Source organism: Sphingomonas yabuuchiae, from assembly GCF_014199595.1.
In the GTDB taxonomy this organism is placed as follows: domain Bacteria; phylum Pseudomonadota; class Alphaproteobacteria; order Sphingomonadales; family Sphingomonadaceae; genus Sphingomonas; species Sphingomonas yabuuchiae.
This window is the reverse complement of the sequence record NZ_JACHNX010000002.1, coordinates 221,957-242,185: the sequence shown is the minus strand read 5'-3', so window position 1 is coordinate 242,185 and position 20,229 is coordinate 221,957. Positions and strand designations below refer to the sequence as shown.

Sequence of the window (20,229 nt, the reverse complement as noted above, 5' to 3'; positions counted from 1 at the left end):
ATCAGACCGTCGGCTGGATATTGGTGGTAACAGGGGCTGTCGGAGCGACATAGGCGCTGGTCTCGGCTGACACGGCGGCCAGCGAACGCTCGGCGGCGCTTAACCGCTGACGCAGCCTCCAGCGCGCGGCATGCTGCCAGATCAGCGTCGGCACCAGCCCGAGCAAGAAGGTCAGGAACAGCAGCAGCGGCAGGTTCACGTCCGCGACCAGTCCGCCGACCAGCCGGATCGGAACGGTCGTCCAGTTCCCCAGCGTGAAGGCCGCGGCCAGAAAGGCCAGCAGGCACCAGAAGAGCATTTTCAGGAACTGCATGGGTTTCTCCGCATCACCGGGTTCGGCGATGCGGTCTAGCGGCGTTGACCGGGCATGACCAGCCTTCAGCCGATCTCCCGGCGAAGCGAGGCGATCAGGGGCGCGATGGCCGTCAATCGCGCCTCTTCCTCGTCGACTATGGCCAGGAAAGCGCGCCGCTTGAACGCGGCCACCGCGCCGGGCTTTAGGCGGATGGTCGGGGGCAGGGTGGAGACGGCGATGTCGATCATCCGTTCCGCGCCGTGCAGCCGCCCCCAAAGATAGTCGTTCTCGCGGTAACTGCGACTGAAGAATGCGCCGAAGGTCAGGAACTGGATGCCCTTCAGCGTCGCTTCGGCACCGCCTGCCCGAATGGCGGTGGCATCGTCGGGGGAGATGCGGTCGACCTTGATCGGGTCGAACTCATCCAGCCCTTCGCCCTGCAGCAATGGCAGCGTCGCCACGTCGAAATACGGGAAACCCAGATAGGTGAGCAGTAACGTGCGCCGGGCGGCACGCGGCAGCCCCGAAAAGGCAGCCGCCAACCGGGCGTCGGTCTCTCCGTCCAGCCGGATCAGGTCGAGCCGGGCCTCCAGTCGATCAAGCATCGGACCACCATCGTCGCGAACCGCGCGGATATCCTCCGCCCATTCGGTCAGACCGATACCGCTCTGGCGTTCCAGAAACTCGGCCAGCGATTCGTAGATGGCGTCGCGGACAGGCGCGAGTTCCGCCTCGCTATGATCCGCCTCGAGTTCGGTAAGCCGCCGGGCGAGCAACCGCAGACGACGGATGCGATAGCCGAGGTCGAAGGCGCGCTGGAAGGTCCGCGCGCCGTTGCTCGATCCGCCAGTGAAGCCGATCGCGTCGCCACCGACATGGCGGTCCGCGACGGTCCGCTCAATTACTGCGCGAAGGCGGTGGCGGCTCGGCTGGCCATCGTCGCCCATGGCCTCCGTCAGGATCGTCGTCATGCCGTCGATGACATTGGCGAGCTTCAGATGACCATAGGCGGCATAGCTGAACCCCGCCTTCGCGGCAGCGGCAGCCTGCGCGCGAACCCGCCACGACGCCAGTCGCGCGGCGGTCGGGCGGTCGAGGAAGAAGGTGCCGCCGAACAGCTGCTCGATCTCCTGCTCCACCTCCTCGCGGATGGCGGCGAGGATGGCCTGCATCCGGTCGATCCGGCCGGACCGGGCGGCGATCGCCTCCAGATTGTCGCGGATCGGCTGCTGGCGGGGCAGTTCGCTGATCGCCCCGATGATCGTCTGGAAAAAGCCCGGATGACCGCCGCCGCCGGGCAAGCGGAAATGCATGCCCGGAAACGGGTCGATATAGACGAAGCGACGGTCGACCTGACGCCGGGCGGGGCGGCGTCCGAGCGCGTCGATGGCGGGGCGGAAGGGCGCGTTGACCAGCACCGATCCGTCGATCAGCACCGCCTTGTCTGCCGCACCCGCCGCATGATGGCGGGGAAGCACGCGGCGCAGAAAGTCATCGCGCTCGGGCCAGTCCTGTTCGCGCGCCGCCAGCACCCGGTCCAACTCGGCGACGGTGAAGGGCGGGAAGGCACCGGGGAAGCTCGACGTCGCCCTGGCCGCAAAGACCAGTTCGGGGATCGCCGCCAGCTTGCCGCCGCCGGTGTCCGTGAAGTCGACGACCATGCGGTGTTCGGTCTCGACCACCTCGCCCGGCGAATGGAGCCGCAACCGCTGCGGCTGGCCGGTAAAGTCGGTGACGGTGACGAACAGATCCAGTGGCTGCCCCGGCGGGATCAGTCTTTTGCCGACCGGACCGTCCGCCATTCGGTCGAAGGCTTCGAGCAATCGTCCGGTAAAGGCGTCGGCGGCGAAGGGCGGCTCGAACCAGCGCGAGCGGATCAGGTGACCGAGCTTGGAGCGCACCTCCTCGCGCGTATCCTCGTCGAGCGTCGCGACCTTCTCGCCGCTGCGCCCCGCCGCCATCCAGGCGATGGGCAGCGCCCACATCTTGGAAAAGCGCGAGGTCAGCGCGGCTTCGGGGGCGATCAGCGATTCGATATCGGCCGCTTCCAGCCAGAGGTCGGTCAGCGGATCGAGCGACTGGCCGGTCGACATGGCATGACCCAGGAATATACCGTTGATCCCGCCCGCGCTGGCACCCGCGATGATGTCGGCCAGGATGCGCACGCGAACGCCGCCGCGCTCAGCCATTTCGTCGAGCAGATCATGATAGACCGCATCGACCGCCGAGGCGGGAGGATCGCCCTCGTGCGAGGCCCGGCTGGCGCGCACGACCCGCCAGATTTCCTTCGTGATGCCGTGCATGTAGACCGCCAAGCTAATGCCGCCATAGCAGACCAGCGCCAGCCGCAGCTCCTTTTCGCGCATCAGCGAGGCCCGATCGTGGCCCAGATGGGCAAATGGTCGGAGGCGCGGCGCGACATCGGGGTCGCATGAACGCCGCAGGCACCGATCTTCAAGTCCGGCGACACCATGATCCGGTCGAGCCGTCCGATCGGCCGCATCGCGTGGAAGCTCGGCCCCGTCTCCGCCACGGTGAAATCGCGGGTAAAGTCCTTTAGGCACCCGGCGGCGCGGGTCCATTCGTTCAGGTCGCCCATCATGACCGTCGGTTGCCGGTGCGCGCAACTCGTCAGATGCGCCAGGATCGCCGCCGCCTGCCGCCGCCGCCACAGGCCCGACAGGTCGAGGTGCATGCCCACCACCCGGATCACCCCGGCCTTGGTCCGCAGATCCGCCATCACCGCACCGCGCGGCTCCAGCGAGGGCAGGTGGATCGCCTCGAAATCCACGACCTGTATGCTTTTGCGCACCAGGATCGTGTTGCCATGCCAGCCCATAGAGCGAGCCTTCATCCCATAGACGATGGGTTTCCAGTCGCTATGGTCGTCAAGCAGATGGAGCGGAATCACGCCTTCGCGTTCGCCGAAGCGACGATCCGCCTCCTGAAGGGCGATCACATCGGCATCGACCTCGCGCAGTACGTCCAGGATGCGATCGGGATTGCGCCGCCGATCGGCGCCGACCCCTTTCCGAATGTTGTAGCTGGCGACCTTAATCATTCCGCCACTGTAACGCAGCGACGGGCTTTTGGTGCCAATTCCAGAGCAGGATGGAAATGGTGCCGGATGAGGGGATCGAACCCCCGACCTTCGGTTTACAAAACCGCTGCACTACCGCTGTGCTAATCCGGCGTTGCGATCCCCCTAGCGTCAAGACACGCCGAAGGTCCAGCCCTCCGTTTGCGCAACCTGATGGGTGAGGCCTACCGGATGCCAGAGGTCGTCGCGCGTCGCCATGGTGCGGAGCCAGGCGGCAGTCAGGATCGCGTCGGTGCTGTGATCGTCATAGCGATGGAGCGGATCGTGCGGTTCGCTGCCCAAGGCCACCAGCGCCGCATCCAGCGCCTCGGCACTGCGCATCTTGCTCCGTCCGCGCGGGCGGCCGGCGTCACGGGCGGCGATGGAGGTATAGATTTCGACGACCAGTGCGCCGGAGGGCGGCACCGGGTCGAACGGCCAGATCGCCATGTGCCCGTCCAGACGCCGGAGCAGCCGCATTCCGGCAAAACTTGCCTTCGCTACCTGCGACGCGCCGATCACGTCATAAACGGTCGAAGGCTTGCGCGCGCCATCGGTTGCGATCTCGCAGGTTCGCCAATGGAGGAAGTCCGCCTTGCGCCCGTCCGCCGCCCCGAAATAGAAATGCCGCCCGCGCCGCGCCTCCAGGAAACTGCGCGCGCCCAGATCGGGGTCGTCGCAACTGTCATCGACATAGGCCCAGAGCGCCCGCGCGTCCGCGGTCGGTCTATCCCCCGGCAGATGTGCCCCGCGCGTGACGAACGGGGCCGAAAAGCTGAAGTCGAAGCCGATCAGCAGCGGTTCGTCCGCCCGTGCCAGCAGCCACTCGGCGACGCCTTCGCGCGACCAGGCCCGGCCCGGCGGCGCGATGATGACGGGAGCGGAGTTTCCCGAACGGCAAAGGGCGACCTGGATACCCGGGTGCGCAACACCATGCGCACCGGACCAGTCGATCGCGACGAAGCCGCCGAAACGGTCAGCCGTGACGGTCATTGCCGCCATCCTGCAAGGCACGGCGGCGCTCGTCCCACCAGGCCATACGCTCGGCGATGCGTTTCTCCAGACCGCGCCCCGACGGTTCGTAGAAGCTCTGCGGCGGCAACTCGTCCGGCCAGTAATTCGCGCCTGAAAAACCGTCATCGGCGTCGTGGTCGTATTGGTAGCCTGCACCATAGCCGATCTGCTTCATCAGCTTGGTCGGCGCGTTCAGGATATTGGCGGGCGGCATCAGCGACCCGGTGTCCTTGGCGGTTCGCCATGCCTGCTTCTGCGCCTTGTACGCCGCATTCGATTTGGGTGCGGTGGCGAGATACAAGCACGCCTGCACGATCGCCAGTTCCCCCTCGGGAGAGCCCAGAAATTCATAGGCATCCTTGGCCGCAAGACACTGAGTCAGCGCCTGCGGATCGGCCAGCCCGATATCCTCGATCGCCGTCCGGGTCAGGCGACGCAGCAGATAGAGCGGTTCCTTGCCCGCCGTCAGCATCCGCGCAAGATAGTAGAGGGCCGCCTGCGGGTCCGATCCCCGGATCGACTTATGCAACGCCGAGATCAGGTTGTAATGCCCCTCCCGGTCCTTGTCATAGACCGCGACCCGGCGCTGCAGGAAGGCCGACAGCCCGGCGGCGTCGAGCGGTTCGGGCAGGTCGACCGCAAACAATGTCTCGGCCTGGTTGAGCAGGAACCTGCCGTCTCCGTCCGCGCTGGCGAGCAGCGCATCGCGGGCGGGCGGTTGCAGGGGCAGGGGGCGCTCCATCAACGCCTCTGCCCGCTCCAGCAACTGTTCCAGCGCCGGCTGTCCGAGCCGGTGGAGGATCAATACCTGCGCCCGGCTCAGAAGGGCGGCGTTGAGTTCGAAGGAGGGATTCTCCGTCGTCGCGCCGACCAGCGTGACCGTGCCATCCTCGACAAAGGGCAGGAAGCCGTCCTGCTGCGCACGGTTGAAGCGGTGGATCTCGTCCACGAACAACAGTGTCCGCTGGCCGAGCCGGGCATGGTCCCGCGCCTCGGCAAAGACCTTTTTGAGGTCCGCGACGCCGGAAAAGACCGCTGAGATCGCAGCATAGCGCAAGCCTACTTCGGCGGCGAGCAGCCGGGCGATGGTCGTCTTGCCCGTGCCCGGCGGTCCCCAGAGGATCATCGAGGATAACCGCCCGGCTGCAACCATCCGCCCGATGGCACCCTCCGGGCCGGTCAGGTGATCCTGCCCGACGACCTCGATCAGCTTCATCGGGCGCAAACGATCGGCCAGCGGCGCATCGGCCGAGAGAGAGGGCTGGGCGGGGGCGGGGTCCATACCCGCGAACAGATCGGCCATGGCCGTCATGTAGGGGCGCCGAAGCCCCCCGTCACCTTCCCTATTAAAGATATATCGTGAGTCATCTTGACGAATGTCTACTGCGATATATCTTGAGCGTATCAAAACCCAATTTGGAGTATCAGAATGCGACATTTTCACGGGAAAGGACATGGCCAGGATCATCACCAACGGCGCGGCCGGTGGAGTTTCGGGCCGCTGGAAGTGCAATGGGATTTCGAAGACCCACGCGGCGGACGGAGAGGGCCGGGCGGTGGCCGTCGGGGACGGATGTTCGACGGCAGCGAGCTGCGGCTCGTCCTGTTGAAGCTGATCGCCGACGAACCGCGCCACGGCTACGACCTGATCCGCGAGGTCGAGGCGATGACCGGCGGCGCCTATGCCCCCAGCCCGGGTGTCATCTATCCGACGATCACCCTGCTCGACGAAATGGGCTTTATCGAGGAACAGCGTTCCGAGGGAGCCAAGAAGCGCTTCGCTGCGACCGAAACCGGCCGCACGCACCTGATTGAGAATGCCGAACAGGTCGAAGCGCTGCTGGCTCGGCTGCGGGCCCTGGGCGAACATCGCCAGCGGGTCGATGCGGCACCGATCCGGCGTGCCATGGGCGGCCTGAAGATGGCGGTGATGGAGCGCTTCGGCGACGGCGATGCGCCGCAGGAAATGGTGCATGAGGTCGCCGCGATGATCGACGAACTCGCACAGAAAGTGGAACGCCTGAAATGAGCCTGTCCATCGCCCGTGTGCCGACCCCGTCGGCCAGCCGCTATCTCCAGCAGCTCGCCAAGCACTGGAGCCACAAAATGGAGGTGTCCTTCACCGCCGAAGAGGGCACGATCCTGTTTCCCAACGGATCGAAACTCGAGATGCGCGCCGCCAGCGAGACGCTGGATATCGTACTGACGGTGCCCGAGGACGGCGACGTGGCGCAGATGCGGCAGGTGGTCGCCAGCCATCTCGATCGCTTCGCCTTTCGCGAAGCGCCGCTGACCTTCGACTGGCGCGAAGGTTAAGCGAACAGGGCGCGATAGGCGTCGAGCACCGCGTCGTTGACCTTGTCCCATCGGTAATCGGCGACGCGGGCCTGTCCCGCCTCGCTGAACCGGTGGCGCAGGGCCTGATCAGTGGCGATCCGCTCCAGCGCGTCGGCATAGCCGCTGATATCGCGCGCGCCGACCAGATAGCCGGTCTCACCATCCGCCACGAGGTCCATCGCGCCGGTCGCGTTGGCGGCCACGACGGGCACGCCCGCCGCCATCGCCTCGGTCGTGACGTTGCCGAAGGTTTCGGTCACGCTGGGGTTGAAGAAGATGTCCATCGACGCGACCGCACGGCCCAGATCGTCGCCGGTCTGATAGCCTGCGAAGATGGCATCGGGTGTAGCCTTGGCGAACCACTCCTGCGCGGGTCCCTTACCGACCACCAGCACCTTATGGGCCACGCCGCGCCGCCGAAGCTCCGCCAGCGCCTCGGCAAAGACGTCGAGGCCCTTTTCCTTGACCAGACGCCCCAGGAACCCGATCGCCACCTCATGGTCGGCGATGCCCAGCGAACGCCGCCATTCCAGGCTGCGGCGGGAGGGGCGGAAACGGTCGTGATCGATCCCGCGCGACCAGATGCCCATGGGCGGCGTCACCCCCCATCCCCGCAGCAGCGCGATCATGCTGGGGCTGGGAGCCACGATCCGGTCGAACTTGTTGTAAAAGCGGGTCAGCAGCTTGATGATCGCCGGTTCCAGGAAACCCAGATGGTAATAGGCCGGATAGGTCTCGAACCGGGTATGGACCGAGGCGATCGACGGCACGCCGTTCTCCCGTGCCCAGCGCACGGCGGCGTGACCCAGAAATTCGGGCGCGGAGACATGGACGACGTTGGGCGCAAACGCCTCCAGATCGGCCCGCACCTTGGCCGGAAGCCCGCGCGCCAGTTTGTAATCGGCGCGGAACGGCATCAGGATGGCGGGGACATCGACCAGATCCCCGACCGGCGGAAAGGCGGGGGTGGAGGAGGTCGGCGAATAGACCCGCACGGCGACACCCCGCGCCAGCAGATGGCCGACCAGCAGGTTCAGGCTCTGGTTCGCGCCGTCGCGCGTATAATTATAGTTGCCGCTGAACAGCGCGACACGAAATTGTTCTGGGATCATGGAGTTCGGCCCATAGCCGTGTGGGCCGCCAAAGACCACTCCCGCCGCCCGATCAAATCCGTTCCATTTTCGTTCCGCTCCGGCTAGAGCATCGGCATGGCCAAGATCCAGAAGCGCTATGTCTGCCAATCCTGCGGTTCGGTGTCCTCCCGCTGGCAGGGGCAATGCCCCGATTGCTCCGAATGGAACACGATGCTGGAGGAAGCGCCGGTCCAGCTGACGCCCTTTGCCGCCAAGCATAACCTGCAAGGCGGCGGCAGGGCGATCCAGTTGGTCGGGTTGGACGCCGATATTCCGCTGCCCGACCGGATGGCGACCGGCATCGCCGAACTCGACCGCGCGCTGGGCGGCGGCTTCGTCGAGGGTTCGGCTACGCTGATCGGCGGTGATCCGGGGATCGGCAAGTCGACCCTGCTGCTCCAGGCGGCGGCGAAACTGGCGATGGCGGGCAAGCCGGTCGCCTATGTCTCGGGCGAAGAAGCCGCCGATCAGGTCCGACTGCGCGCACGGCGACTGGGGCTGGGGCAGGCCCCCGTACGGCTGGCGGCGGCGACCTCGGTTCGCGACATCCTGACTACCCTGTCGATCGGAACGCCGCCCGCGCTGCTCATCATCGACTCGATCCAGACCATGCACTCCGACCTGATCGAGGGTGCGCCGGGCACCGTCAGCCAGGTGCGCGCGTCGGGACAAGAGCTGATCCGCTTCGCCAAGGAACGTGGCACCGCCGTCGTGCTGGTCGGCCATGTCACCAAGGACGGCTCGATCGCGGGCCCGCGCGTGCTGGAACATATGGTCGACACCGTCCTCGCTTTCGAGGGCGAGCGCAGCCACCAGTATCGCATCCTGCGCGCGATCAAGAACCGCTTCGGCGGCACCGATGAGATCGGCGTCTTCGCCATGCAGACCGAGGGGCTGACCGAAGTCGGCAATCCCTCGTCGCTGTTCCTGACCAATCGCGAGGAAGGGATCACGGGCGCCACCGTCTTTCCCGCGCTGGAGGGCACGCGTCCGGTGCTGGTCGAGATCCAGGCGCTGACCGTAAGGCTGGCTTCGGGTGCCACGCCACGGCGTGCAGTCGTCGGCTGGGATACCGGACGCCTGGCCATGATCCTGGCGGTGCTGGAGGCGCGGTGCGGGCTGAGTTTCTCGTCGGCCGAGGTCTATCTCAACATCGCGGGCGGCTACCGCGTGCAGGACCCCGCCGCCGATCTGGCGGTGGCGGCGGCGCTGATCTCGGCCCTGTCCGAACGGCCGGTGCCGACCGACGCCATCGTCTTCGGCGAAATCGCGCTGTCAGGTGAAATCCGCTCCGTTGCGCATGGCCCGTTGCGATTGAAGGAGGCGGGCAAGCTCGGTTTCGAAAAGGCGATCGTGCCGCGCGCCATGGCCAATGACGAAGGCGGCCTGCGCATGACCGGCTTTCGCACCCTGGCCGAGTTCGTTGACCATATGCTGGGGCGCGGGTAGCGAAGGGGCCTGATGGCGCCAGGCCCCGATGATCGTGGCTCATGGGCTCGTTGAGATATGGGATAACAGGCGTTGACGGCCCTAGATATTCTTGTCCTGATCGCGGTGTTCGGTGCGGCGATACAGGGATTCATGCGGGGCTTCGTCACCGAAGTGCTCGCGCTGTTCGCCTGGGTCGCGATCGTCGCCGCGCTGAAGATGTTCCATATCGCATTGGCGCAGGCGCTGACCGGCGTGGTCGGCACCGTATCGGGCGCGGCCGTGCTGGCCTTCGTGCTGATCGTCGGCGTGACCTATCTGGGCGGGCGCATGATCGCGCGGGCCATCGGTTCGCGGACACGTACCTCCATCCTGGGTCCGGTCGATCGTGCCCTGGGCTTCGGCTTCGGCGCGCTCAAGGGCCTGATCCTCGCCAGCCTCGTCTTCCTGGTCGTCGCCCTGATGGTCGATACGGTCAGCGGCGGCCCCGCCCGGCGGCCCGAATGGATGGTCAAGAGCCGCACCTACAAGCTGCTGAATGCAACCAGCGCCGGGATCGCCGATTTTGTCGATCGCCGTCGCCGGGGCCTGCCCGTCTTCGGCGCGCCCACGCCCGCCACCGCCTCCGGGCCGACCAATAGCAGCGAGACCCCGTGATGAATGCGCCCCTCTACAATGCGGAGATTTTGCGCCTGACCACGGCGATCCCGCACGACCAGCGCCTGACCGATCCGATGGCCAGCGTCGAGCGTCGCTCGCCCATTTGCGGCAGCCGGGTGACGGTGGACGTCAATCTCGATGAAGCGGGCCGGGTGGCCGAGGTCGGAATGCTGGTCCGCGCATGTGCCCTGGGGCAGGCCTCGGCAGCGCTGCTGTCGGCGCATGTCGTAGGTCGCAGCGTGACCGAACTGGCCGCCGCGCGCGACGAACTCACCGCCTGGCTGGCGTCGGGGCAGGGGAATGCCCCCGCCTGGCCGGGTCTCGACATCTTCACCCCGGCGCTGTCCTACACCGCCCGCCACCCCTCGATCCGGCTGGCGTTCGAGGCGGCGGCGCAGGCGGCCGAGGATGCGGCGGCCGGAGCCAGGAACTGATGCACGGCGAGGTATCGCTGCTGCGCGACGGGGCGATCCTGTTCGGCTTCGGACTGGCCTTCGTCCTGATATTCCGGCGTCTGGGACTGGGTGCGACGCTGGGATATCTCGTCGCGGGTGCGGTCGTCGGCCCGCACGTCCTGGGGCTGGTCGGGGACGCCGAGTCCAAGCTGGGCATCGCCGAGATCGGCATTACGCTCCTCCTGTTCATCGTCGGGCTGGAACTGAACCCCGCCCGGCTGTGGCGGATGAAGCATGAGATTTTCGGCCTGGGGCTTCTCCAGGTCGCGATTTGCGGGCTGGCGATCACCGGCATCGTCATCCTCGCGCATTTCTCGCCAGAAGCGGCTCTGGCGCTCGGCCTGCCGCTCGCACTGTCCTCGACCGCGCAGGTGCTGCCGATGCTGCAGTCGTCAGGGCGGATGCGCACGCCCTTCGGCGAGCGGGCCTTTTCGATCCTGCTGTTCCAGGACCTGTCGATCGTCCCGCTCATCACCATCGTCGCGGCCATGTCGCGCAACCCGGCCGATCATACCGGGCCGCCGGGCTGGATCCTGGCGCTGGAGACGATCGGTGCGATCATCGGCCTGATCCTGGCGGGGCGCTTCCTGCTGCGGCCCCTGTTCCGCCTGATCGGCAATATGGGCGAGCGGGAGATGTTCGTCTTTGCCGGGCTGTTCACCGTGGTCGCCAGCGCGGCGGTGATGGAGTTGCTCGGCCTGTCGACCGCGCTGGGGGCCTTCATCGCGGGCGTCATGCTGGCCGACAGTCCGTATCGGCATGAGCTGGAAGCGGATGTCGAGCCTTTCCGCTCGATCCTGCTGGGCCTGTTCTTCCTGGCGGTCGGCATGATGCTCGACCTGCCCGCTATCGCCGAGCGGCCGGTCTTCGTCGCGATCATGGCGATGGCGCTGATCGCCACCAAGACTTTGGTCATCACGCTGATCGGGCTGGCGTTCAAGATGAACTGGCGCTCCGCCCTCGCGCTCGGCCTGCTCATGAGCCAGGGCGGCGAGTTCGGCTTCGTGCTGTTCGCCCAGGCCCAGCAAGGCTATCTGATCGCGCCGGAGGCGGCGAGCCTGTTCGGGGCGATCATCACCCTGTCGATGGCGACGACCCCGTTCCTGATGGGCGCAACCCGCCGTATCCGCGAAGAGCCGGTCATCACCCGCGGCGGCCAGCGTGAGGGTCCGGTGACCGACGGGGCCAATGCCCTGATCGTCGGCTATGGTCGCTTCGGCCAGACCGTCGCGCAGATGCTGATCGCCAGCGACATACCCGTGACCCTGATCGACCGCGATATCGAGATGATCGACATCGCCGCATCCTTCGGAGCCAAGGTCTATTATGGCGACGGCACCCGGCTGGACCTGCTGCGCCAGGCCGGCGCGGCGGAAGCGGAACTGATCCTCTTTTGTCTGGATGACGACCAGATTACGTTGGAGCTGCTGGAAAGCGTCCATGCGGCCTTCCCCAACGCCTCGATCTTCGTCCGCGCCTATGATCGACGCGCGGTCCTTCGTCTCAAGGGCGGCCCCGCATCCTATGTGGTGCGCGAAGTGCTGGAATCGGCGGTCAAGATGGCCCGCCTGGCACTGGGCAGCCTGAAGATCGACCATGCCGAGATCGACCGGGTGGAAACCATGTATCGTGCCCGCGACAAGGAACGGCTGGCGGCGCAGGCGGCTGCGGGCGACCTGCGGGCGGCGAGCGACCGGATCATCACGCAGGACGAAAGGAACGGCTGACCCATGGGACTGGTGGCAATCCTGGCGGCGCTCTCGGGAGCGATCGCGATCGCAGCCGGAGCCTTCGGCGCACACCGGGCCGAAGGCGTGGCCGTCGAGTGGCTGCGCACCGGTGGACAATATCAGCTGATCCATGCCGTCGCCGCGCTTGTCGCATTGCGTATGGAGGCGAGGGGGGTCGCATGGACCTTCGTCATCGGCGCGGCGATCTTTGCCGGGACGCTCTACGCCATGGCCTTTGGCGCCCCGCGCTGGTTCGGAGCGATCACCCCGATCGGCGGTACGCTCCTGATCGGCGGCTGGCTGTGGCTCGCCTGGTCGCTGCGCTGAGGCTACACGCCGGGCTTCACCTGCGCCTGGGGATGTTCTAGGGACCGGCCATGGCCGATCCATTCTATATCACCACCGCCATCCACTATCCCAATGGCCGCCCGCATATCGGCCATGCCTATGAGATGGTGGCGGCCGACGTCATCGCCCGGTTCCAGCGTCAGGCGGGCCGCGATGTCCTGTTCCAGACCGGCACCGACGAGCATGGCCTGAAAATGGCCCAGGCGGCGCGTGCGCGCGGCATTTCGACGCGCGAGTTCGCGGATGAAATGTCCAGCCATTTCCATGTGATGGCCGACCGTCTTGATATCTCCTACGACCGTTTTATCCGTACCGTCGATACCGATCACTATGCCGCCAGCCAGGCGATCTGGAAGGCGATGCAGGACAAGGGCGACCTGTATCTCGACCGGTATGAGGGCTGGTATTCGGTCCGCGACGAGGCGTTCTACGACGAAAGCGAACTGACGGTCGGCGAGGACGGTACCAAGCTGTCGCCGCAGGGCACGCCGGTCGAGTGGACCGCCGAGGAAACCTGGTTCTTCCGCCTGTCCAAATATCAGCAGCCCTTGCTCGACCTGTACCGCGACAATCCCGATTTCATCCGCCCGGAAAGCCGCCGCAACGAGGTGATGCGCTTCGTCGAAGGCGGCCTGTCCGACCTGTCGGTGTCGCGGACCAGCTTCGACTGGGGCGTGCCCGTGCCCGACAGCCCGGGCCATGTCATGTATGTCTGGGTCGATGCGCTGACCAATTATCTGACCGGCACCGGCTATCCGAACAAGGACAGCGATTTGGCGCGCTTTTGGCCCGCCAATCTGCACCTGATCGGCAAGGACATCGTGCGGTTCCACACCGTCTACTGGCCCGCCTTCCTGATGTCCGCCGACCTGCCGCTGCCGCAGTCGGTGTTCGGTCATGGCTTCCTGCTCCACCGGGGCGAGAAGATGTCCAAGTCGGTCGGCAACGTCGTCGATCCGATGGGGCTGGCCGATGCCTTCGGCGTGGACGCGCTGCGTTATTTCTTCCTGCGCGAGGTCAGTTTCGGGCAGGACGGCTCCTATTCGGCCGAAGCCATCGTTACCCGCGTCAATGCCGAACTGGCCAACAGCTTCGGCAACCTGGCCCAGCGGACCTTGTCGTTCATTGCCAAGAATCTGGGCGGCGAACTGCCCGAAGCCGGACGCAGCGATCCGGCCGATGCGGTGCTGTTCGAGGAAGTGGTCGTCGCCTGTGCTGCGCTGAAGACCGCCTTTGACGATCTCGCGCTCAGCCAGGGGATCGAGGCGTGGATGCGCGGTGTCTATGCCTGCAACCAGTATATCGACGTGCAGGCGCCTTGGTCCTTGCGTAAGACCGATCCGGAGCGGATGCACGCTGTGCTCGGCACGCTGGTTCGCGCGATCCGTATGCTGGCGATCGCGATCCTGCCGGTGACGCCACGTGGTGCCGCGCTGGTGCTCGACACGCTGGGGGCGGAGGAACGCGATCACGCCGCGATCGACGATGACGGCTGGTATGCTCGCCGGGCCGGCAACGGCATACCGCTGGCCGCCCCGACTCCGGCATTCCCGCGTCTGGAAATCCCGGCCGAGGCCGACGCCTGATGCTGGCCGACAGCCATTGCCACCTGAACTATAAGGGGCTGGTCGAGGAGCAGGCGGCGATCCTGACCCGCGCGCGGGATCGGGGCGTCACCGCGATGCTCAACATCTCGACGCGGGAAAGCGAATGGGATGCGGTGATCGCCACCGCCGAGCGTGAGCCAGATGTCTGGGCGACGGTCGGCATCCACCCGCATGAGGCCGATGCGCACCCGCATATCGACACCGCCAAACTGATCGAGCGGGCGCGTCATCCGCGTGTCGTCGGCATCGGCGAGAGCGGCCTGGACTATTACTATGACCATAGCGATCGCGCGCGGCAGCAGGCGAGCTTCCGCGCACATATCGCCGCCTGCCGTGAAACCGGTCTGCCGCTCGTCGTGCACACCCGCGACGCCGAGGAGGATACCGCCGCCATTCTGGCCGAGGAGATGGGGAAGGGGGCCTATCCCGGCGTCATCCACTGCTTCACGGCCAGTGGAGATTTCGCCGATAAAGCATTGGCGTTAGGCTTTTATATATCCATATCGGGTATTGTGACGTTCAAGAGCGCTAAGGATCTGCAGGAAACCGCTGCGCGCCTGCCGCTGGATCGGTTGCTGGTCGAGACCGACGCGCCGTTCTTGGCGCCGGTACCCCATCGGGGCAAGACGGGGGAGCCGGCCTTCGTCGCCGACACCGCCAGGTTCCTCGCCGATTTGCGCGGCGAAACGGTCGAACAACTGACCCAGGCGACCGCCGAGAATTTCCATCGGCTGTTCGCGAAGACCCGCGCGTGAAAATCCGCATTCTCGGTTGCGGCACGTCTTCGGGCGTGCCCCGGATCGGCAACGACTGGGGGGCGTGCGATCCGACCGAGCCTCGCAACCGACGAATGCGCTGTTCGGCGCTGATCGAGCATGACGGCACCCGCATCCTGATCGACACTGGCCCCGACATGCGCCAGCAGTTGCTGGCGGCCGATATCGGTACGGTCGATGCGGTCATCTGGACCCATGATCATGCCGATCACTGCCATGGTATCGATGACCTGCGGCAGATCTTCCACGCCTTGGGCGAGCCGGTGGCGGGCTATGCGCGGCCCGCCACTGCGGCGTCGCTCGAAGCGCGGTTCGGCTATGTGTTCCGGGGAAAGACCGGATACCCGCCGACCGCGACTATGAAGCCGATCGACGGTGAATTGATGATCGGCCCGATCCGCATACGCACGATTGACCAGCCGCATGGGCGTATCCTGTCGGCAGGCCTGCGCTTCGAATGTGACGGCAAGAGCATCGGCTATGCCACTGACTTCCATGAGCTGACGCCTGACATGGCCGAACTTTATAGCGACCTCGACCTCTGGGTAGTCGATGCGCTCCGCCGCCATCCGCATCCGGCGCATGCCGACCTGCCATCGGTTCTGCATTGGATCGCAGATCTTAAGCCACGCCGTAGCGCATTGATCCATATGGACCAGTCGATGGACTATGCGACCCTGTGCCGCGAATTGCCCATAGGCGTCGAGCCTGCCTATGACGGCATGGAATTGATCCCGTGAGTGGCGATCGGGCCATGGACATCGTCTATTATGGCCTGATCCTTTTGCTACCGCTGAGCGCACTCGCGGCCCGGCGCATTCCCATCGGTCAGACGGTCCGAATGGCGCTGATCTGGATCGGGATATTCGGCGTCGCTTTCCTGGTCGTTGCACAACGGGACCGCCTGACAGGCCTTTGGTCACGTGAGGCTATGCCGGACGGGATTGTCCGCATTCCGGTAGCGGCTGACGGGCATTTCTACGCCACCGTCCGCATCAACGGAGTCGAGCGTCGGATGCTTGTCGACAGTGGCGCGACCACGACCGCCTTGTCCGAGGCAACCGCCCAGGCGGCCGGGCTCGATCTCGACGAAAGTCCGTTCGGCAGCCTGATCGAAACCGCCAATGGTCGCGTCACGGCATCGCATGTCACCATCGCCGAACTGTCCATCGGACCGATCCAAATGAGGAATGTCGGCGCCGACGTGTCGTCGAGCTTCGGCGACCAGGATATTATCGGCATGAACGTGCTGAGGCGGTTGCGCTCATGGCGAGTGGAGCGAGGACTACTGATCCTGAACACCTCGCCCTAAGCATATTTTACATAATATATATTATCAATTTGAAGGAATACCGAGTTGGAACGCCTGCTGGCCATCATGAAACGCCTCCGCGACCCGCAGACCGGCTGCGAATGGGATGTGGCGCAGAGCTTCGAGAGCATCGCGCCTTACACCATCGAGGAAGCGCATGAAGTCGCCGACGCGATCGCGCGCGGTGACATGGCGGACCTGAAGGACGAACTCGGCGATCTGCTCCTGCAAGTGGTCTTCCATGCCCAGATCGCCGAGGATCATGGGCAGTTCGCCTTTCCCGATGTCGTTGCGGCGATCAGCGACAAGATGGAGCGGCGTCACCCGCATATCTTTGGCGATCAGGCCGAAGGTGGTCATCACCTATGGGAGCAGATCAAGGCCGAAGAACGTCAGGCCAAGGCGGCGGGCGGTACGCTGGATGGCGTCGCGCTTGGCCTCCCCGCCCTGATGCGGGCGGACAAGCTTCAGAAGCGTGCCGCCCGGGTCGGGTTCGACTGGCCCGATGCCGAAGGATCGCGCGCGAAGGTAGACGAGGAAATTCAGGAAATTACCGAAGCCCCGCCCGAGACACTGGCGGAGGAATTTGGCGATCTGCTATTCTCGGTCGTCAACTGGGCGCGCCATTGCGGCGTCGATGCCGAAGCGGCGCTCCGTTATGCCAATGGCAAATTCGAGCGCCGCTTTCGCGCGATGGAAGCCGAGGCGGGCGATGGTTTCCCCGCGCTCGAACTGGACGCGAAGGAAGCCCTATGGCAGGCCGTCAAGCGTCGCGACGGGTGAACCGCTCATAATCGGACTCGGCCAGGCGGACATCATAGACCGCCTGATCGCCCTCGATCACCTGATCCAGCACTTCGCCATGCGCGTGAAGCCAAGCGGCCCCCGCCCCGTCGCCTGCGTCCAGCGTGACGCGATACCGCCGATGCCCGGAGGTCAGCGCAGCCGCGACCTGCTCGATCAGGTCGTCAATGCCCTCCCCCGTCATCGCCGACACTGCGACGATGTTAGGACGGCGTTCGGCGTCGACCAGCACATCCTGGCGCGCATCACCCTCGATCAGGTCGATCTTGTTCCACGCCTCAAACCGCGGCGTTTCGGGATCGACACCGATCTCGGTCAGCACCGCTTCGACATCGGCGCGCTGCGCCTCCGTATCGGGATGCGCAATGTCACGGACATGGATCAGCAGGTCGGCCGATACCACTTCCTCCAACGTCGCCTTGAATGCGGCAACCAGCTGGGTCGGCAGGTCGGAGACGAAGCCCACCGTGTCGGACAGGATCGCCTTGTCGATGCCGGGCAATGAAATCTGGCGCAAGGTCGGATCGAGCGTGGCGAAAAGAAGATCCTTCGCCATGACATGAGCGCCGGTCAACCGATTGAAAAGCGTTGATTTTCCCGCATTGGTGTAGCCGACCAGCGCGATGACCGGCCACGGCGCGCGCTGACGCCGCTCGCGATGAAGCCCACGCGTCCGGCTGACCTGATCCAGCTCGCGCCGGAGCCTTGCCATGCGATCGCGGATCATCCGGCGATCGGCTTCGATCTGCGTTTCACCGGGACCGCCGAGGAAGCCGAAGCCGCCGCGCTGCCGTTCCAGGTGGGTCCAGCTGCGCACCAGACGACCCGCCTGATAGTCGAGATGCGCGAGTTCGACCTGCAACCGCCCCTCGGCAGTGGCGGCGCGCTCGCCAAAGATTTCCAGGATCAGGCCGGTGCGGTCGATGACCTTGGCCTCCAGCGCGGTTTCGAGGTTACGCTGCTGCACCGGGGTCAGCGAGGCGTCGAAGACCACCAGCTGGGCTTCTTCCATCCGCACCTGCTGGGCGATCTGCTCGACTTGGCCGCTGCCGATCAGCGTGGCGGGCTTGGGCGCACGAACGCGCAGCGCCACGCGCTCGACCACGTCCAGGCCGATCGCCATGGCAAGTCCGGCGGTTTCCTCCAGCCGCGCCTCGGCGTCACGCGCGGCATCGCCCTGGTCGGGCAGGACGATGACCGTGCGGGCACCGCGGGCGAATTCGCCGCGGTCGCGATCGAAACCCGTACTCAATCCTCGGCCGATCCCGCCTGCTCTTCGGCCAGATTCAGCGGACGGGCCGGCTGAATGGTCGAGACAGCGTGCTTGTAGACAAGCTGGGCCATGCCCTCACGCTGAAGCAGCATGCAGAACAGGTCGAAGCCCGCAATCTGCCCCTGCAGCATGACGCCGTTGATCAGGAACATGGTAACGGGGTCTTCGGACTTGCGCACCGCATTCAGGAAGATTTCCTGCAAAAGCGGGTTCTTGCGCTGCTGTTCGTTCACGCCGTCGACGATCGCGGCAACGTCCAGCGGGCCCGAGGGCATGATGGTCGAGATGGCATGCTTATAGATCAGCTGCGACTGACCGTCGCGGCGCAGCAATACCGAGAAATTGTCGAACCAGGTGACGATACCCTGGAGTTTCACGCCCTTCACGAGGAACATGGTCACCGGCGCCTTGGAGCGGCGCAGTGCATTCAGAAACAGGTCCTGCAGTGAACCCGATTTGTCGGCCATGGTCGAGCCCTTGTTCTTGGCGGGTCCGTGCCCGCAAGTAGCGCCGTTTCCCGGCGTCGGAATTGCGCCCGTGTACCGGGCGCGACCGATATCTATGGTCTCGACAGGCGTTCGTCCAGAGGTAGCGATCAATCCTCTCGCGTCTCGCTGATACCCAGCAGCTTCAGCTTGCGGTGCAATGCCGAGCGCTCCATCCCGATGAAACTGGCCGTGCGTGAGATATTACCGGAAAAACGCCGGATTTGGACACGCAGATATTCACGCTCCCAGCTTTCGCGGGCCTCACGGAGCGGAGCGCCCATGATCGCCGTCGCACCGCCGCCGCCCATATCGGCCCCCTCCCCCAGCACCTCGGCGGGCAGCAGGTCCAGGTCGATCCGCCCGACCCGGTCGCCCGGCGCCAGGATGATCGTCCGCTCGACGACATTGCGGAGCTGGCGAACATTGCCCGGCCAATCATAAGATTGCATCGCAACCATGGCGTCGGCCGCGATCTCAGGCGTGCGGACGCGGCGCTCGCTGGCGTAATGGGCCATGAAATGCTCGACCAGCGGCGGAATGTCCTCGCGCCGTTCCGCCAGCGACGGGATGGTCACGGGCACCACATTGAGGCGGTAGTAGAGATCTTCCCGGAAGCGCCCCTCGGCGATTTCCTGGGTCAGGTCCCGCGCGGTGGCGGAGACGACGCGGACATCGACCTTGACGACGCGGGTGCCACCGACGCGGGTAAAACTCTGGTCGGTCAGCACACGCAGGATACGTGCCTGGGTCGCGATCGGCATGTCCGCGATCTCGTCGAGGAACAGCGTGCCGCCATGTGCCTGTTCGAGAAGGCCGGTACGGACCAGATCGCCTCCCTCCTCCACGCCGAACAATTCTTCCTCGACCCGCTCGGGCGTCATGCGCGCGGCGCTGACCACCACGAATGGCGCATCGGCGCGGTTGCTCCAGCCGTGGAGCAGGCGTGCGGCGACCTCCTTGCCGACGCCTGCCGACCCCATGATGAGCACCCGGCTGCCCGTTGCGGCCACACGCTTCAGGGTCGCGCGAATGCCGTTGATGGCGCTCGATGATCCGGTCAGATCGGTCTCCCGCCCGGCCGACGCCCGCAGCGAGGCGTTTTCGCGACGCAGCCTTTCGGTCTCGGTCGCGCGTGCGACCATCAAGAGCAGGCGTTCGGCCTCGAACGGCTTTTCGATGAAGTCGGCCGCACCCTTTCGGATCGCGGCGACGGCCGTGTCGAGATTGCCATGACCGGAGATGACGAGGACCGGAATAGACGGATCGCGCCGCTTGATCTCGTCGAGCAGCTCCAGCCCGTCGAGCTTCGACCCCTGTAGCCACACGTCGAGAAGAACGAGCGACGGACGTCGCACCGCCACCGCCTCCAGCGCGGAATCGCTATCGGCCGCGACGCGGGCGTCATAGCCCTCGTCCTCCAGCACGCCCGCGACAAGTTCGCGGATATCGAGTTCGTCGTCGACGACGAGGATGTCCAAAGCCATGATCTT

General features: G+C 65.6%; 21 protein-coding genes and 1 tRNA gene. 12 read left to right on the top strand and 10 right to left on the bottom strand.

Annotated features, from left to right (window positions below; genetic code table 11):
• Position 1: 1 nt before the first annotated feature.
• The 6 genes from GGQ89_RS04320 to GGQ89_RS04295 form a co-directional block, all read right to left on the bottom strand.
• Positions 2-313, bottom strand: a complete 312-nt coding sequence (locus GGQ89_RS04320) for a lipopolysaccharide assembly protein LapA domain-containing protein (protein ID WP_184104363.1) — start codon at positions 311-313, stop codon at positions 2-4.
• Positions 314-378: 65 nt separating this feature from the next.
• Entirely contained in the window at positions 379-2,661 is a 2,283-nt protein-coding gene (locus tag GGQ89_RS04315; protein WP_184104362.1) for a patatin-like protein, read from the bottom strand.
• The gene (locus GGQ89_RS04310) at positions 2,661-3,356 is read right to left on the bottom strand and encodes an endonuclease/exonuclease/phosphatase family protein (RefSeq protein ID WP_184104361.1); all 696 of its coding nucleotides are present in this window, start codon (positions 3,354-3,356) and stop codon (positions 2,661-2,663) included. The genes GGQ89_RS04315 and GGQ89_RS04310 overlap by 1 nt, the downstream gene beginning before the upstream one ends.
• Positions 3,357-3,413: 57 nt before the next feature.
• Positions 3,414-3,488 (bottom strand) — tRNA-Thr (locus tag GGQ89_RS04305).
• A gap of 18 nt (positions 3,489-3,506) precedes the next feature.
• Positions 3,507-4,367, bottom strand: coding sequence for a hypothetical protein (locus GGQ89_RS04300; protein WP_184104360.1), 861 nt, complete (start codon positions 4,365-4,367; stop codon positions 3,507-3,509).
• Positions 4,351-5,691, bottom strand: coding sequence for a replication-associated recombination protein A (locus tag GGQ89_RS04295; protein ID WP_184104359.1), 1,341 nt, complete (start codon positions 5,689-5,691; stop codon positions 4,351-4,353). Before GGQ89_RS04295 ends, GGQ89_RS04300 begins: the two co-directional genes overlap by 17 nt.
• Before the next feature lie 126 nt (positions 5,692-5,817).
• Between GGQ89_RS04295 and GGQ89_RS04290 the strand changes: the two genes are divergently transcribed.
• Together GGQ89_RS04290 and GGQ89_RS04285 are read left to right on the top strand one after the other, a co-directional pair.
• Positions 5,818-6,417, top strand: a complete 600-nt coding sequence (locus tag GGQ89_RS04290; protein WP_184104358.1) for a PadR family transcriptional regulator — start codon at positions 5,818-5,820, stop codon at positions 6,415-6,417.
• Positions 6,414-6,704: a DUF2218 domain-containing protein gene (locus GGQ89_RS04285; protein WP_184104357.1), complete on the top strand. Its 291-nt coding sequence runs from the start codon at positions 6,414-6,416 to the stop codon at positions 6,702-6,704. Before GGQ89_RS04290 ends, GGQ89_RS04285 begins: the two co-directional genes overlap by 4 nt.
• On the opposite strand, the gene GGQ89_RS04280 is transcribed toward GGQ89_RS04285, so the two are convergent.
• Positions 6,701-7,837, bottom strand: coding sequence for a glycosyltransferase family 4 protein (locus tag GGQ89_RS04280; protein ID WP_184104355.1), 1,137 nt, complete (start codon positions 7,835-7,837; stop codon positions 6,701-6,703). The two genes, GGQ89_RS04285 and GGQ89_RS04280, sit on opposite strands and share 4 nt — an antisense overlap.
• A 96-nt stretch (positions 7,838-7,933) precedes the next feature.
• Between GGQ89_RS04280 and radA the strand changes: the two genes are divergently transcribed.
• From radA to mazG, 10 genes are all read left to right on the top strand, one after another.
• Positions 7,934-9,307: a DNA repair protein RadA gene (radA, locus tag GGQ89_RS04275; protein WP_056434901.1), complete on the top strand. Its 1,374-nt coding sequence runs from the start codon at positions 7,934-7,936 to the stop codon at positions 9,305-9,307.
• 72 nt (positions 9,308-9,379) lie between these two features.
• Positions 9,380-9,943 carry a CvpA family protein gene (locus GGQ89_RS04270; RefSeq protein ID WP_184104353.1) on the top strand — a complete coding sequence of 188 codons (564 nt, stop codon included), beginning with the start codon at positions 9,380-9,382 and terminating at the stop codon, positions 9,941-9,943.
• Positions 9,943-10,380, top strand: a complete 438-nt coding sequence (locus tag GGQ89_RS04265; protein WP_076716347.1) for an iron-sulfur cluster assembly scaffold protein — start codon at positions 9,943-9,945, stop codon at positions 10,378-10,380. Before GGQ89_RS04270 ends, GGQ89_RS04265 begins: the two co-directional genes overlap by 1 nt.
• Positions 10,380-12,128, top strand: coding sequence for a cation:proton antiporter domain-containing protein (locus GGQ89_RS04260; RefSeq protein WP_056434898.1), 1,749 nt, complete (start codon positions 10,380-10,382; stop codon positions 12,126-12,128). Before GGQ89_RS04265 ends, GGQ89_RS04260 begins: the two co-directional genes overlap by 1 nt.
• Positions 12,129-12,131: 3 nt before the next feature.
• The gene (locus GGQ89_RS04255; protein ID WP_056434897.1) at positions 12,132-12,458 is read left to right on the top strand and encodes a DUF423 domain-containing protein; all 327 of its coding nucleotides are present in this window, start codon (positions 12,132-12,134) and stop codon (positions 12,456-12,458) included.
• 50 nt (positions 12,459-12,508) lie between these two features.
• Positions 12,509-14,065: a methionine--tRNA ligase gene (gene metG, locus GGQ89_RS04250; RefSeq protein WP_184104352.1), complete on the top strand. Its 1,557-nt coding sequence runs from the start codon at positions 12,509-12,511 to the stop codon at positions 14,063-14,065.
• A complete protein-coding gene (locus GGQ89_RS04245) occupies positions 14,065-14,841 on the top strand; it encodes a TatD family hydrolase (protein WP_184104350.1) in 777 nt (258 codons plus the stop codon). Before metG ends, GGQ89_RS04245 begins: the two co-directional genes overlap by 1 nt.
• Entirely contained in the window at positions 14,838-15,602 is a 765-nt protein-coding gene (locus tag GGQ89_RS04240) for an MBL fold metallo-hydrolase (protein WP_184104348.1), read from the top strand. The genes GGQ89_RS04245 and GGQ89_RS04240 overlap by 4 nt, the downstream gene beginning before the upstream one ends.
• Positions 15,603-15,616: 14 nt before the next feature.
• Complete coding sequence (locus GGQ89_RS04235) at positions 15,617-16,174, top strand: retropepsin-like aspartic protease family protein (RefSeq protein ID WP_184104346.1); 558 nt, start codon at positions 15,617-15,619, stop codon at positions 16,172-16,174.
• A 66-nt stretch (positions 16,175-16,240) separates the two neighbouring features.
• Positions 16,241-16,957, top strand: coding sequence for a nucleoside triphosphate pyrophosphohydrolase (mazG, locus tag GGQ89_RS04230; protein ID WP_240456506.1), 717 nt, complete (start codon positions 16,241-16,243; stop codon positions 16,955-16,957).
• Here the strand turns inward: mazG and hflX are convergent.
• From hflX to ntrX, 3 genes are all read right to left on the bottom strand, one after another.
• Entirely contained in the window at positions 16,938-18,230 is a 1,293-nt protein-coding gene (gene hflX / locus GGQ89_RS04225; protein WP_184104342.1) for a GTPase HflX, read from the bottom strand. The two genes, mazG and hflX, sit on opposite strands and share 20 nt — an antisense overlap.
• Complete coding sequence (gene hfq / locus GGQ89_RS04220) at positions 18,227-18,781, bottom strand: RNA chaperone Hfq (RefSeq protein WP_380773317.1); 555 nt, start codon at positions 18,779-18,781, stop codon at positions 18,227-18,229. Before hfq ends, hflX begins: the two co-directional genes overlap by 4 nt.
• A 65-nt stretch (positions 18,782-18,846) precedes the next feature.
• Positions 18,847-20,223, bottom strand: coding sequence for a nitrogen assimilation response regulator NtrX (ntrX, locus tag GGQ89_RS04215; protein ID WP_056434891.1), 1,377 nt, complete (start codon positions 20,221-20,223; stop codon positions 18,847-18,849).
• Positions 20,224-20,229 lie beyond the last annotated feature (6 nt).

Coding starts and splice junctions, on each gene's coding strand:
- GGQ89_RS04320 (WP_184104363.1), bottom strand. CDS start 313: ATGCAGTTCCTGAAAATGCTCTTCTGGTGCCTGCTGGCCTTTCTGGCC.
- GGQ89_RS04315 (WP_184104362.1), bottom strand. CDS start 2,661: ATGCGCGAAAAGGAGCTGCGGCTGGCGCTGGTCTGCTATGGCGGCATT.
- GGQ89_RS04310 (WP_184104361.1), bottom strand. CDS start 3,356: ATGATTAAGGTCGCCAGCTACAACATTCGGAAAGGGGTCGGCGCCGAT.
- GGQ89_RS04300 (WP_184104360.1), bottom strand. CDS start 4,367: ATGACCGTCACGGCTGACCGTTTCGGCGGCTTCGTCGCGATCGACTGG.
- GGQ89_RS04295 (WP_184104359.1), bottom strand. CDS start 5,691: ATGGCCGATCTGTTCGCGGGTATGGACCCCGCCCCCGCCCAGCCCTCT.
- GGQ89_RS04290 (WP_184104358.1), top strand. CDS start 5,818: ATGCGACATTTTCACGGGAAAGGACATGGCCAGGATCATCACCAACGG.
- GGQ89_RS04285 (WP_184104357.1), top strand. CDS start 6,414: ATGAGCCTGTCCATCGCCCGTGTGCCGACCCCGTCGGCCAGCCGCTAT.
- GGQ89_RS04280 (WP_184104355.1), bottom strand. CDS start 7,837: ATGATCCCAGAACAATTTCGTGTCGCGCTGTTCAGCGGCAACTATAAT.
- radA (WP_056434901.1), top strand. CDS start 7,934: ATGGCCAAGATCCAGAAGCGCTATGTCTGCCAATCCTGCGGTTCGGTG.
- GGQ89_RS04265 (WP_076716347.1), top strand. CDS start 9,943: ATGAATGCGCCCCTCTACAATGCGGAGATTTTGCGCCTGACCACGGCG.
- GGQ89_RS04260 (WP_056434898.1), top strand. CDS start 10,380: ATGCACGGCGAGGTATCGCTGCTGCGCGACGGGGCGATCCTGTTCGGC.
- GGQ89_RS04255 (WP_056434897.1), top strand. CDS start 12,132: ATGGGACTGGTGGCAATCCTGGCGGCGCTCTCGGGAGCGATCGCGATC.
- metG (WP_184104352.1), top strand. CDS start 12,509: ATGGCCGATCCATTCTATATCACCACCGCCATCCACTATCCCAATGGC.
- GGQ89_RS04245 (WP_184104350.1), top strand. CDS start 14,065: ATGCTGGCCGACAGCCATTGCCACCTGAACTATAAGGGGCTGGTCGAG.
- GGQ89_RS04235 (WP_184104346.1), top strand. CDS start 15,617: ATGGACATCGTCTATTATGGCCTGATCCTTTTGCTACCGCTGAGCGCA.
- mazG (WP_240456506.1), top strand. CDS start 16,241: ATGAAACGCCTCCGCGACCCGCAGACCGGCTGCGAATGGGATGTGGCG.
- ntrX (WP_056434891.1), bottom strand. CDS start 20,223: ATGGCTTTGGACATCCTCGTCGTCGACGACGAACTCGATATCCGCGAA.